Genomic DNA, 12,362 nt, shown 5'->3' with positions numbered 1-12,362 from the left:
TCCCCATCCATCGACAGGAGCAACCATGTCGCATCGACTTTCCAGGTCGCGGCTGCCCGCCTTGCTGGTGCCGCTGCTGCTGGCCGGCTGCGTCAATTATTCGGGTATCACCCCGCAGGGGCGGCTGGCGTCCGCCGACAGCCTCCAGGCCGCGCGCGCCCTTCGGGACGTCGAGTTGTCGCCCGCCGCATGGCCGGACGGCCCATGGTGGAACGCGCTGGGCGATCCCGCCGTCACCGCCCTGGTCGAGGAAGCGTTGGCCAACAGCCCAGGCCTGCAGGAAGTGAGCGCGCGCGTCGCCAAGGCCAATGCCCAGGTGCAGGGCGCGAATGCCGACCGCTACCCGAGAATCGACGCTCAAGGCGGCGTCAGCCGTGCCCGCCAGTCGCGCAGCCAGAACGACAGCGGACAGGGGCAGAACTACGCCACCCTGCGTTCGCTGTCCTTCGACCTGGCCTGGGAACCGGACCTCTGGGGCGGCCGGCGTGCCGCCTGGTCCGCCGCCGTCAGCGAAGCCCACGCCGCCGAAGTGGACTACCACGCCGCGCGCCTGGCGCTGACGGTGAACGTCGTGCGAGCCTACAACCGGCTAGCGCAGGCATGGCGGGTCGCCGACCTGGCCGGGCGCGACGAGCAGCGTACCGCCAAACTGCTGGAGCTGACCGAACAAGCCCACCGGCTGGGCCAGTCCGACCTGTCCCTGCTGAGTTCCGCGCGTGGCCTGCACGCCAGCGCCCGGTCCGCGCAGGAAGGCGCCGGCATGGAGGTCAAGGTCGCTGCGCTGCAACTGGCCGCGCTGCTCGGCAAGGATGTCGACCGCGCCCTGGACATCGAGCGGCCCGCCTCCTTGGCGGCGCGGCCGCTGGCCCTGCCTTCGCAGGTGCCGGCGGAACTGCTGGGGCGGCGTCCCGACATCATCGCCGCGCGCTGGCGGGTCGAGGCCGCCAGCCACGACATCGTGGCGATCAAGACCCGTTTCTATCCCAACGTCGATCTGGTCGCGTCCGCCGGCGTGAACGCCCTGAGCGGAGACAATTTGCTCGGATCGGCCAGCCGCTTCTGGGGCCTCGCCCCGGCCGTCTCGCTGCCGATCTTCGACGCCGACCGCCTGCGCTCGACCCTCAAGGCCGGCAACGCCGATTACGACGCGATGATCGCCCGCTACAACCAGACGCTGCTGGATGCGTTGCACGAAGTGGGCCTGTCCGTCACCCGGCTGCAAGCCCTGGCGATGCAGACGCGCACCCAGCAACAGGCGCGGGACATGGCGCAGACCGCCTTCGACATCGCCATGCACCGTTACGAGTCCGGCGATGCCAGCTACCTGTTCACCTTGAACATCCAGCAGCAGCTATTGCAGGCCGACCGCCAACTGGTGGAACTGGAGGGGCAGCGGGTCGATCAGTCCATCGTGCTGATCGGTGCGTTAGGGGGCGGTTTTCAGGAGGATGTCCCGCAGGACGGCAGCGCCCGAGTGCGATGACGGATGTCCCTCTGCACGGCCTGGATCGTGCGGAGGGACCTGCACCGGGAACCGATCTTCCGGCCCACGCGGCGCAAGGCCGTCGCCGAACGTGGGTTTCGACCATTGCGAACACAGTGCGCTCGAGGCACTGCCGGGCCTTGGCAACCGCCTGGCGCTGTTTGCGCGGTAGGTGGAAAGCGCGATACCACAGTGGCCCCGAGGCCTGGCGTGAAACGAAAAGCTCGCACACGGCGCGTCCGGGTGTGACGGCTTATCGGCTAGCGGCGCGGTGCGCGGCGTACGGTCGACCACCAGAACACCCGCCCAAGCATGTTGACGGCCCTGAATTGGTCGGCCGTGAGGAATTCGTCGGGATACTCTTCATGGTTCTCGCTGCGAATCCGCACGGCGTTACCAGACAGCGCGTACAGGTACTTGACCCGCAGCAGGCCGTCTTGGTTGAAGGCGTAGATTTCGCCATCGACGACGCGGGTGAAACTGGTATCGAAGCCTATGGCCGCGCCATCGAGTATGAGGCGCTCCATCGACCTTCCCTTGACCCGGGCGACTGCGGCGCACTCCGGCTCGACACCGGCCGCTTTCAATGTCTGCCTGGAAAAACGCAGCTTTCTATCGGCGATCTCGACCACCTCGTTCATCCCGTCCCCGGCAGCGAGCTCGACCTCCGCGTAATAGGGGAGCTCGACTTCATCGTCTTCCAGGGGAGTGTCCGCATCCCAGGCTGAAACCAGTCCGATCAGTTCCCCTTGGGCGTGCTCATGCCCGGTCTCAGTGGATCTCTCGGGCCCCGTCCCGAACGTCAGCCATTCGGCCCTGAAGCCTGTGGCTTTCGCCAGGGCGAACACGCTTTCGGCTTTCAGGGTCTTGCTCTCGCCGGTGACCCATTGGGTAACGGCGGACGGTGCCACCTCGCAAAGCCTGGCGATCTCGACTTTGGGCTTGCCACTGAGCTGGATGGCGCGTGCGATGCGTTCGTTTCTATTCATTCGGATAACATTAAGGCTGCTGAATTCAAGTGGAGACAATGAAGTATATCGCAAATGACCGTTTCAGCACCCTGAATGGGCCATATTTGCATTGAACATCGGTAATCCACGGCGCCACGCGCTGTCCGAAACCGACTTGGGCTCGGTGACTTTTCGCCTAGAGCCTTGCACGCGCTTTCGTCATCGAGCGAGAAAAAGCCGCGACCAACTGCGCCTGGCCCGCGGACTTTTGCGGTCGCACGTCCGACATCGGCCTTGCGGTCAAGGACCGGACGCGCGAAGCAAAGTGGGGGAGGGCCGCAGCGACGGGTTTGGCAAACGACATGGCACAGCTGCCGTTCGAACTGGGGCATCGGCGTAGGGGAGGCTGGCCAGGTCCGGCGTCCTACGGAGTCGACGGGGCGGCGTTCCCAGCGGTTATCAGGCTGACCAAGGCCCGGATGCAGCCTGGTAACGCCTGGAGCTCGCGTACCAGGATGCTTCGCTCGCGGACCGACCAGGGCTCGTCCAAGGGGACGATCGACAGGTCCATGGTCTTGATGTGCCGCAGTGCGGCCGATTCCGGAATCACGCCGATGCCTACGCCGGCCTCGACCATGCGGCAGATCGACTCGAAGCTCGCCACCTGTATGCGCCAGGTCAGGTGCCGGCCGAGTCGTTCCGCCTGTTCGGTCATGAACTCCTGCAGGGTGCTGCCCGCGTGGAGGCCGACGTGCTGGTATTCGAGCGCCTCGACCAGCCGGGTGGGCGCGGAACTGTCGAGGGGATGACCCTTGGGTACCACCAGAACCAGCTTGTCTGTGCTGAAGTGGATCACCTGCAGCCCGGTGGCGGTGACCGGACCGGCGATAACGCCCAGGTCCGTCGAGCCTTCGAGTACGCCGCGGACGATATCCCGCGACATGCGTTCCTGCAGATCGACGGTGACGCCTGGACTCCTGGCCAGAAAGCCCGCCAGGATTTCCGGCAGGAATTCGGTGACCGCGGTGGTATTGGCGAAAATGCGGATATGCCCGGAGGCATCGGCGCCGTAGTCGTCGAACTCGGTCTTCAGATAACCGACCTGGCGCATGATCAGCCTGGCGTGCTTGAGCAACCGCTGGCCAGCGTCGGTGAGCTCGACACCCCGGCTGTCCCGGTAGAGCAGAAGGGTGTTGAGCTGGGATTCCATGGCCTTGATCCGCACGCTGGCTGCGGCGGCGGACATGAAGGCGCGCTTGGCACCCTGGGTCAGGCTGGGCGCTTCGGCGATATGGATGAACAGGCGCAGGTCGGTGAGATCCAGGTGCATGGCGGGGGCTCTTGTGCGTCGTGGCGTTAAATTATTCAGAACGCTCCATTTAGTAAACGCAAATTCTCAAAACACCAGACCCTCTCGCATGATTGCCCGACAACAACGAGATTTCAGGCGACGGGCATGCCGTTCCATGACATCGAGGCCCGCCATGGGCGGCCGAGAATCATCGTGCGCATCCGGCGGCTGACATCCTCTTCTCACCGTCACCGGAGCTCTGAAGATGGCATCTGAGGCAAATCATCCCAGGCCCCTGGATGGTCTGACTGTCGTCAGCCTGGAACATGCTATCGCTGCGCCATTCTGCACTCGCCAGTTGGCGGACCTGGGGGCCCGGGTCATCAAGATCGAGCGTCCGGGTAGTGGAGACTTCGCCCGGGCCTACGACACGCGCACGAGGGGCCTGTCTTCTCATTTCGTCTGGACCAATCGTTCCAAGGAAAGCCTGGCGCTGGACCTGAAGAAGGACGGGGCGGAATTCATTCTCCAGCAGCTTCTGGAAAAGGCCGACGTGCTGGTCCAGAACCTCGCGCCGGGTGCGGCGGCGCGCATGGGGTTGTCCTTCGAACAGCTCCACGCCCGGTTTCCGCGGCTGATCGTCTGCGACATTTCCGGCTATGGCGAAGGCGGCCCTTACGAGCAGAAGAAAGCCTACGACCTGCTGATCCAGAGCGAAGGCGGATTCCTCTCGGTCACCGGCGGTCCCGGCACGGACGAACTGGCCAAGGCCGGTTGCTCGATTGCCGATATCGCGGCCGGCATGTATGCCTACACGAGCGTGCTGTCCGCGCTGCTGCTCAGGACCAAGACCGGCCTGGGCAGCCGCATCGACGTGAGCATGCTGGAGAGCCTGGTCGAATGGATGGGCTATCCGCTGTACTACGCCTACGACGAGGCCAAGCCGCCGGCCCGGGCCGGTGCCGCGCATTCGACCATCTATCCCTATGGACCCTTTCCGGTGGGTGACGGGGGGACCGTGATGCTCGGCTTGCAGAACGAACGCGAGTGGGCGCTGTTCTGCGAGAAAGTGATTTCGCAACCCTCGCTACTGGTCGATGAGCGCTTCATCTCCAATGCCAACCGTTCCGACAACCGCGAGGCGCTGCGCACGATCATCGTCGAGGCATTTGCCCGCCTCACCACGCGCGAAGTGATCGAGCGCCTCGACGGCGCGCCCATCGCCAACGCGCGGGTCAATGACATGCATGACGTCTGGAGGCATCCCCAGTTGGAGGCGCGTCGCCGCTGGACCGAGGTACAGAGCGCCGCCGGCTCGATCCGGGCATTGCTGCCGCCGGGGGCTAACGATGCGTTCGAGCCGCGCATGGATGCCATTCCCAGCGTCGGCCAGCACACCGAGTCGATCCTGCGGGAGCTTGGCTACCCACATTCGGATATCGAAAGGCTTCGACTGGCAGGAGTCCTCTGATGAAGCGGAAGGGGGCCGCACGCAGCGCATCGTTCGTATTCGATAGCCGCCCCGACAGGCCTGCCAGGCCGAGCGCAGAAAGGGCGGATGCGTTCATCGTGGATGTCGAGAATGCCCGCCGGAGACGACCTCCAGCGAAGCCGCGCGATCGCTCGGATGAGGGGCGAAGGGCCTCTCCCTTCATCGGTTCTAACTGCAAATCGGCCCCAACGGCGTTCGCGGGGACGGCCGTCGAAAAGGCAAGCAAGGGCATGCGTTATTCCGGACGTGCGGCGGGCCCGGTGTCGGCTTATCGCCGACGCTTATCGCTGCCAAGCCCGAACATCTCCCGTGTTAATCGTTGCGGAATGGGGTGTTTAGGAAGTTTTGCTTCTCAGGGTATTGGAGGGATTCCATGATCAGTCCATGAACCAGAATGGAGGAATCGTCTTTTACAAGTTGCTGCATGTAGGCGTTCGTCTGAAACGCGTTCGAAGTTCATGGGTTGACTACAAGGAACATACCTTCGTTTTCGGATAACCAGGTTTGCTGGGGATCTGAAAGATAGTTGTAGAACAACAAGTAAAACCGCTCACGCCATTCAAGAATTATAAGGAGGCCGTCGGTGAACACAAAAACAATCGACGTCGAGAACTTTCTCGACAGCAACCGTTTTTCAGCCTTTCAATGGAAGATTCTCGTTCTCTGCTTTTTGGTCGTTTTCATCGACGGGCTGGATACGGCCGCGATGGGCTATATCGCACCGTCGCTGATCGCGGAATGGCAGGTGTCGAAAGCCGCGCTCGCGCCCGTGATGAGCGCCGCTTTGCTGGGGCTGGCATTCGGCGCATTGACGGCCGGCCCACTCGCCGATGTATTCGGTCGCAAAAAAGTGATCGTGATTTCGACTCTGCTTTTCGGCTTGATGACATTGGCCAGCGCGGTGGCCTGGTCGCTTGGCGCGCTGACCTTCTTCCGTTTCGTGACCGGGCTGGGACTCGGCGCGGCATTGCCGAACGCGGTCACGCTGATGAGCGAGTATGTCCCGCATCGGCGCCGGTCGATCCTGTCGACATTGATGTTCTGTGGACTTTCCATCGGTTCGGCATCGGCCGGTTTCGTCGCCTCCAGCGTTGTCCCGGCGTTTGGATGGCGAAGCTTGCTGGTCATCGGCGGTGTGCTGCCATTGATATGCGCGGTCTTTTTGATTTGGGTCCTGCCGGAGTCCGTTCGCTTTCTGGTGTGTCGTAATGCGCCCGCGGAGCACATTGCCCGAATCCTCAGAAAGATTTCCTCGACGGTCGATTTCACCAACGCGAACTTCATACTGCCCGAAAGTGTGAATCCGCAATACAAAACATCCTCGCCGGTTTTCGCATTGTTTTCGAATAACAATGCGCTCGGCACCCTCATGTTGTGGCTGACGTATTTCATGGGACTCATCATCGTCTATACGGTGACCGGCTGGCTCCCCACCATGATGATAGAGGCGGGCGTGCCCGTGACGCAGGCTGCAATCGTAACCGGGCTGTTTCTCACGGGCAGTACGCTGGGCAATATCGTCATGGGCTGGCTGATGGATCGGATGAGCGGCTACATCGTGATCTCGTTGTCCTATGCCGCCTCCGCGCTTTGCATGATCGCCATCGCTTTCCATCCCTTGAATGACGTATCCGTCCAGGAAATGCTGGTTTTCCTTGCGGGTTTCGCCATGGGCTGCCAAGTGCAGACGGTGATTCTCGCGACCCAGTTCTATCGCACCCAATACCGTGCCACCGGCGTGAGCTGGGTGCTGGGAGTCGGGCGCTTCGGCGGGGTGGTTGGCGCGTCGATGGGCGGCATCCTGCTGTCGCGGGGCTGGCAACCAGAGGGAATCTTTCTGGCCCTCGCCGTGCCCGCGGGCCTGGCGGCTTCGGCGATCTGCGTGAAAGGGCTCTATTACACGTTTCGCCCCAATCCCGTTCTTGCAGCGAACGCTGAATCGCTCGGCTGACATCACGCGCCATCCGCGCATCATCAGGCCATAACAACAAGAGGCAGACGCATGAAAGCTTATGTGACCGAAAAGCCCCGGCAATTGACCTTGACCGAGATCGAAGAGCCGGAAGTCGGACCCGGGCAGGTTCTGCTGCAAGTGAGTGCGGTGGGCATCTGTGGATCCGACCACCACATCTACCTCGGCCATCATCCCTACGCCCGGTTGCCGATGGTCCAAGGGCACGAGTTCTGCGGAAGGATTCTGCGCTACGGCCCCGATTGCCAAGTCAAGCTCCCCGAAGGAAGCCAGGTGGTGATCGAGCCGCTGCTCCGCTGCGGCACTTGCTATGCCTGTCGGCAGGGTCGCTACAACTGCTGCGAGAGCCTGGCCATTTTCGGCGTCCACCGACCCGGTGCCTTCCAAGAGCGGGTGGTGGTGCCCGAGTACCTCATGCACGCGAGCGATGGCCTGGAGGCCGCCGTGGCGACCTTCGCCGAGCCGCTGTCCATCGCGGTCCAGGCCGTGAGGCGCGGGCGCATCCAAGCTGAAGACATCGTCCTGGTCCTGGGGGCGGGGCCCATCGGGTTGGCCACGCTGCTCGCCTGCAAAGACCTCGGCGCGCGGGTCATCGTCTCCGACGTCATGCCGTCGCGCCTGGAAAAAGCCACGGCGCTCGGCGCCGACCAAGTGTTCAACCCCGAGCGGGACGATCCGCGCGTCATCCGCGAGTACTCCGAAGGAGGCGTGACCGCGGTCATCGACGCGGTCGCGGTGGAGCCCGCCATCAAGCTGGGTATCGAGGTGTTGCGGGCGGCCGGGCGCTACGTGCTGATCGGGATGTCCGGCAAGGACCTGCCGATACCCATCAGCACCGTGGTGGCGAAGGAGATCGACATCATCGGCTCACGCAACAGCTCGAACCTCTTCGCCGACGCGGTTGCCTTGCTGAGGCGTAACGTTGGCAAGGTCGAGCAGATCATCTCGGTTTCCAACGGGCTCGATACGCTGCCCGCGATGATGGACTACTCGATCGAGCATCCCCAGAAGGTGGAAAAAATGGTGGTCGTGCTGTGAGCGAACTCGAGGTCGGAATGCCGATGCCGTTCGCCGACCGCAGCGTTCTGGTCACCGGCGGCGCCAGGGGAATAGGGCTGGCCATGGTGCGGGCCTTCCTCGAGGGCGGCGCCCACGTCGTCTACGTAGACCGCGACGAAACGCTCGGGCGCGCCGCCGAAGACGCTATGCGCAAGGAGTACGCCCGCGTGCATTTCGTTCCGGCCGACATAGCGGACTTCGAATCCTGCGAAGCCGCGTTCGTGCGCGCCGAATCGCTGGTTGGGTCGATCAATACGCTGGTGAACAACGCGGGTATATCGCCCAAAACCCACGGCCGCGGCTTGCCCGTCGATGAAATCAGCATCGACGAGTGGCGTCGCGTGGTCGATGTGAACCTGAACAGCCTCTTCTACTTCTCGAAGCTCGCGGTTCCCGGGATGAAGCGCCGACGCTTCGGCCGCATCGTGTCGATGTCATCCGTCGCGGGCAAGGCCTACCTGGATGTCTGCGCGTTGCATTACGCGGCGACCAAGGCCGCGGTGATCGGCCTCACGCGACAGCTGGCAGGTGAGCTGGGACCGTTCGGCATCACCGTCAACGCGATCGCGCCGGGGCGTATCGATACGGAAATGGTCGCGGTTGCGGGCGCCGAAGCGAACGCGCTGTACGTCGCCCAGACACCGTTGAAGCGGCTCGGCACGACGCGCGAAGTCGCCGCGCTGTGCCTCTACCTCGCTTCACGCGAAGAAGCAGGTTTCGTCACCGGCCAGGTCATCGATGTCGCGGGTGGATGGCTGATGACATGACGCATCACATAAAAAGAAAGGTACTTACCCCATGAGAGATCCAGTGATTAACCGAAACAATGGCTTGCCCGAGCCCGCCGCGTTCGCCCATCCACGCCACTACCACATCGCGGACGGGCTCGTGCTGCCCAACATGATCAGCGGAATGGAGGACGACGACCATCTGTGGGTGCCGCAGTCCGAAGGTGTCAGCTTCAAGCCCATCATGCTGCATGCGACCCAGGGATATTTCATCAACCTGTTGCGGGTAAGGCGTTCCGGCGTGCTTTCGGTGCACCACCACACGGGGCCGGTGCACGCGTTTCCCTTGAAGGGCCGTTGGTATTACCTCGAGCACGACTGGGTGGCGGAGGCGGGCGGCTATGCCTTCGAACCGCCGGGCGAGATCCATACGCTCTTCGTGCCGGAGGACGTGAAGGAAATGATCACGCTCTTCCATGCGACCGGCGGCTACGTGTATCTCGACGACCAGGGCAGCGCGATCGGCTACGAAGATGTGTTCACCAAGATCGAAAGCTGCCGGGCACATTACGAGCGCATCGGGCTCGGTGCGGACTACGTCAATCGGTTCGTGAGATGACATGGGAAGTCGCTGAGGCATCGGGCAGCAGCGTTCCGCTTCTGATACGCAACGGACGACGGTCGGGATTCCGCCCGCCGTCCGATGTGACGACCCGACGGCTGCGCATCCGGAGTGTCGGGTGCGCAGCCGATCCCGAAGCACGCTGGCACCGTTGCTGCCTTTCATGCACGGATTCGACGAAATGGCCGCTCGCCGGTCTTCCCCGCGGAACGCAGCCCGGCAGCGGCAACCGGGCAGGAACCGCGAAGGCCGCAGTCGCCGTCGGCAACGATGAACGCGCAATGGGCGTATTCATCGCCGCGCTTCAGACGAAGCTCCAGTCGATAGTGCGGAACTTGACCGACCATGCATGCACGGAAAATACCTCGCCGATCCACCAGCCTGCGCGATTCCCCGAGTTGGCGAAGAACGGGTCATGGATATGGGCGGTATACAGCTTTTTCCATTTGCGCTGGCGGGTCTTGGTCCACAGGGTGTATCGGATGGTCTCGCTGACAGGGGATACGCCAATCTCGACTCGATACCCGACGTCGTTTTGCAGTTCGAGCGGGTACTGGGTGTCCTGGCCATGGACACAATTGCCCGTCGCCCAGTAACTCTCGATGGCCACGGTGTTCGGATGATCGGTCTGGGTGCAACTGCCGTTGCATCCATATTCCGTCAAGTTGCCGATGACGATGCCTTTTCCTTGCAGGGACGGCTTGCCGGATTCGGGGTCCGTGATGCTGCCGATACCGATCGTGAGGTGGCCGATGTCGGCGTCGGAGAAATAATCCGGAGTGGAAAACTCGAACGAAAGACGGCCCTCGAGAAAGAACGACCAATCCTCCTGGACCGATAGCAAACCGCCTGGCTGCACGCCGGCGGGAGTGACGACTTCGTATTGGCCATCGCGATGGGACAGGGTCGCCCATTTGATTCGGTGGCTTTCTTCCGTTTGCACACGGCTCATGCGGGTCCTCCTGGACCTGTCTGCATCCCAGGGTCGTTGGGTGATCGGGAGCAATTTAGTCGAGGCGCGCGGGCGCCGTCGAGGTATCGCTCCAAGCCTGCGATGCAGGAGGTGGAGATCGAAGCCCTGCAGAACGAAGCTCAGGGGCGCACAGCGCGCGCGGACGAGGCCGTGGATGGCCCAAGGCGCTAGTCGGCTTTCCATACGCCCATGACGGCGGAGAGGACGAGCAGCAGGGCCATGGCGACATTGAACGCCTTCATGCGCGACCCTGCCCGCAGGAACCTGGCGGCGCCTCGGCCCAATAGCGCCCAGGCGCTCAGGCAGGGGATGGAGATCAGCAGGAATACCAGGGCGTAGGTCCCGTAGCCAATCGAAGTCGAACCGGCGCCTGCGAACAGGCTCACCACGGCGAAGGCCATCATCCAGGTTTTCGGATTGACCAGTTGCAAACCGGCCGCGCCGGCCGGTCCGAGGCGCTTGGCATCGGTATCCGCCTCGATGGGGTCGGCCGGGCTGTTGGCGATCTGCCAAGCCAGGTACATCAGCCAAGCCAGCCCGAGCCAGGCCATCGCTTGCTGCAATTGAGGATGTCCCAGCAGCCACTCGCCGGCTCCGAGGCCCACCAGCAACACGATGAGCGCGGCCGCGCCGCAGGCGCTGAAAACGAGCGGCAAGGTCGCGGCCAGCCCGAAGCGTGCGCTATTGCTCAGTATCAGGATGTTGGTGGGGCCGGGGGTTATGGAGGCGACGAAGGCGAACAAGGCGAACGGCAACAGCTGCTTCATCGTGGCGCCCTCGCGGCATCCCGCGCCCTCGGCGTTTGCCGGCGCGGTTCATGAAGGTGCGGAAGCATCGGGATGGGGGGCATGGGCAGGCTCCAAACGATTTCGGGTGATCGATTGTCGCCACCGCCCGTTCAGGCGTCTGGAAGGTTCGAGCAGCGTTTGCGGTAGTGGGCGGGTGTCAGCCCATAGGCACGCCGGAACCAGCGGCCCATGTGGCTCTGATCGGCGAACCCCAGGGCCATGGCGACGAGGCTGGGCGCATGCCCGGACGCCAGCAGGCGGCGCGCCTTGGCCAGCCGTAGCTGCACCAGATAGGCGTGCGGCGCCAGACCGAAGGCCGCCTTGAACGCCCGCGACAGACGAAAACGATCCACGCCGCAGGCCCGCGCCAGGTCATCCAGGCCGAGGTCCTGGTCCATGTGCGCGTGCAGGTAGTCGCGCGCGCGAAAGGCGACCACGGGGTGGCGCGGGTCGAAGGCGTCGTGCCTCGGTTTCCAGCGCAGGTGCCGCGACAGGCTGCCCAGCAGCGCGTCCAGCGTGGCCTGGCGGACGATGCGCAGTTCCCGGGACTGCAAGGCTCGAAACGCCTCGGCGATGACGTCCCTCAGCGCGGGCTCGTCTCCCAGCGTCTGGGTGAAGGTCGGCTGGCAGTCGCTCGGTGCGTCCTCGAACAGCGTCCGGAGCTCGCGCTCGATCCACTGCGGATCCAGATAGAGCATCGAGTAGGTGAAGCCGTCCCGGTCCGGCGCGTGACCGTCGTGGATTTCCCCGGGCTCCAGCAGGAACACCTGGCCCGGACGGCTGCTGTGGAGCACGTTGCGGCAGTGGAACTGCTGGATACCCTGCTCGGTGAAGCCGATCAGGTAGCTTTCGTGAAAGTGCGGGTCGTAGGCATGGCCCTCGAAGTGCGCGCGGACCAGCTCGATGCCGGTTTCGGCATCTCTATTCAGATCGACCCAATTAGACGTACCCATGGCGGTTCCAGGCGGTTCGGCGATACCGGCAAAGCATAGAGTCTCGCCCAA

Annotated in this window: 11 protein-coding genes; 6 read left to right on the top strand and 5 right to left on the bottom strand. The window is 63.4% G+C overall.

The window, feature by feature from the left end; genetic code table 11:
- The first annotated feature begins 25 nt into the window (after positions 1-25).
- Positions 26-1,483, top strand: coding sequence for an efflux transporter outer membrane subunit (locus OGL92_RS02415; RefSeq protein WP_263139868.1), 1,458 nt, complete (start codon positions 26-28; stop codon positions 1,481-1,483).
- Positions 1,484-1,743: 260 nt separating this feature from the next.
- On the opposite strand, the gene OGL92_RS02410 is transcribed toward OGL92_RS02415, so the two are convergent.
- Both OGL92_RS02410 and OGL92_RS02405 read right to left on the bottom strand, forming a co-directional pair.
- Positions 1,744-2,472 carry a helix-turn-helix transcriptional regulator gene (locus OGL92_RS02410; RefSeq protein WP_263139865.1) on the bottom strand — a complete coding sequence of 243 codons (729 nt, stop codon included), beginning with the start codon at positions 2,470-2,472 and terminating at the stop codon, positions 1,744-1,746.
- A gap of 385 nt (positions 2,473-2,857) precedes the next feature.
- A complete protein-coding gene (locus OGL92_RS02405; protein WP_263139862.1) occupies positions 2,858-3,763 on the bottom strand; it encodes a LysR substrate-binding domain-containing protein in 906 nt (301 codons plus the stop codon).
- Positions 3,764-3,989: 226 nt separating this feature from the next.
- On the opposite strand from OGL92_RS02405, the gene OGL92_RS02400 reads away from it, so the two are divergent.
- The 5 genes from OGL92_RS02400 to OGL92_RS02380 all read left to right on the top strand — a co-directional run bounded on the left by OGL92_RS02400 (position 3,990) and on the right by OGL92_RS02380 (position 9,594).
- A complete protein-coding gene (locus OGL92_RS02400) occupies positions 3,990-5,195 on the top strand; it encodes a CaiB/BaiF CoA-transferase family protein (protein WP_263139857.1) in 1,206 nt (401 codons plus the stop codon).
- 604 nt (positions 5,196-5,799) lie between these two features.
- Positions 5,800-7,167 (top strand): MFS transporter, encoded by a 1,368-nt coding sequence (locus OGL92_RS02395; protein WP_263139856.1) that lies wholly within the window; start codon positions 5,800-5,802, stop codon positions 7,165-7,167.
- A gap of 90 nt (positions 7,168-7,257) precedes the next feature.
- Entirely contained in the window at positions 7,258-8,226 is a 969-nt protein-coding gene (locus tag OGL92_RS02390; protein WP_263139847.1) for an alcohol dehydrogenase catalytic domain-containing protein, read from the top strand.
- Positions 8,223-9,014 carry an SDR family NAD(P)-dependent oxidoreductase gene (locus OGL92_RS02385; protein WP_263139845.1) on the top strand — a complete coding sequence of 264 codons (792 nt, stop codon included), beginning with the start codon at positions 8,223-8,225 and terminating at the stop codon, positions 9,012-9,014. Before OGL92_RS02390 ends, OGL92_RS02385 begins: the two co-directional genes overlap by 4 nt.
- A gap of 133 nt (positions 9,015-9,147) precedes the next feature.
- Positions 9,148-9,594 (top strand): 2,4'-dihydroxyacetophenone dioxygenase family protein, encoded by a 447-nt coding sequence (locus OGL92_RS02380; RefSeq protein WP_263140263.1) that lies wholly within the window; start codon positions 9,148-9,150, stop codon positions 9,592-9,594.
- Between the two features lie 307 nt (positions 9,595-9,901).
- On the opposite strand, the gene OGL92_RS02375 is transcribed toward OGL92_RS02380, so the two are convergent.
- The 3 genes from OGL92_RS02375 to OGL92_RS02365 form a co-directional block, all read right to left on the bottom strand.
- The gene (locus tag OGL92_RS02375; protein WP_263139844.1) at positions 9,902-10,549 is read right to left on the bottom strand and encodes a hypothetical protein; all 648 of its coding nucleotides are present in this window, start codon (positions 10,547-10,549) and stop codon (positions 9,902-9,904) included.
- Between the two features lie 188 nt (positions 10,550-10,737).
- Positions 10,738-11,337, bottom strand: a complete 600-nt coding sequence (locus OGL92_RS02370; RefSeq protein WP_263139842.1) for a LysE family translocator — start codon at positions 11,335-11,337, stop codon at positions 10,738-10,740.
- Positions 11,338-11,468: 131 nt separating this feature from the next.
- Positions 11,469-12,311: an AraC family transcriptional regulator gene (locus tag OGL92_RS02365; protein WP_263139840.1), complete on the bottom strand. Its 843-nt coding sequence runs from the start codon at positions 12,309-12,311 to the stop codon at positions 11,469-11,471.
- Positions 12,312-12,362 lie beyond the last annotated feature (51 nt).

The sequence above is a fragment of the Pseudomonas sp. RIT-PI-AD genome, assembly GCF_025642785.1.
GTDB lineage: Bacteria > Pseudomonadota > Gammaproteobacteria > Pseudomonadales > Pseudomonadaceae > Pseudomonas_T.
Note: the sequence above shows the minus strand (reverse complement) of the source record. Positions and strands in the feature narration are given on the sequence as shown.

Coding starts and splice junctions, on each gene's coding strand:
- OGL92_RS02415 (WP_263139868.1), top strand. CDS start 26: ATGTCGCATCGACTTTCCAGGTCGCGGCTGCCCGCCTTGCTGGTGCCG.
- OGL92_RS02410 (WP_263139865.1), bottom strand. CDS start 2,472: ATGAATAGAAACGAACGCATCGCACGCGCCATCCAGCTCAGTGGCAAG.
- OGL92_RS02405 (WP_263139862.1), bottom strand. CDS start 3,763: ATGCACCTGGATCTCACCGACCTGCGCCTGTTCATCCATATCGCCGAA.
- OGL92_RS02400 (WP_263139857.1), top strand. CDS start 3,990: ATGGCATCTGAGGCAAATCATCCCAGGCCCCTGGATGGTCTGACTGTC.
- OGL92_RS02380 (WP_263140263.1), top strand. CDS start 9,148: ATGATCAGCGGAATGGAGGACGACGACCATCTGTGGGTGCCGCAGTCC.
- OGL92_RS02375 (WP_263139844.1), bottom strand. CDS start 10,549: ATGAGCCGTGTGCAAACGGAAGAAAGCCACCGAATCAAATGGGCGACC.
- OGL92_RS02370 (WP_263139842.1), bottom strand. CDS start 11,337: ATGAAGCAGCTGTTGCCGTTCGCCTTGTTCGCCTTCGTCGCCTCCATA.
- OGL92_RS02365 (WP_263139840.1), bottom strand. CDS start 12,311: ATGGGTACGTCTAATTGGGTCGATCTGAATAGAGATGCCGAAACCGGC.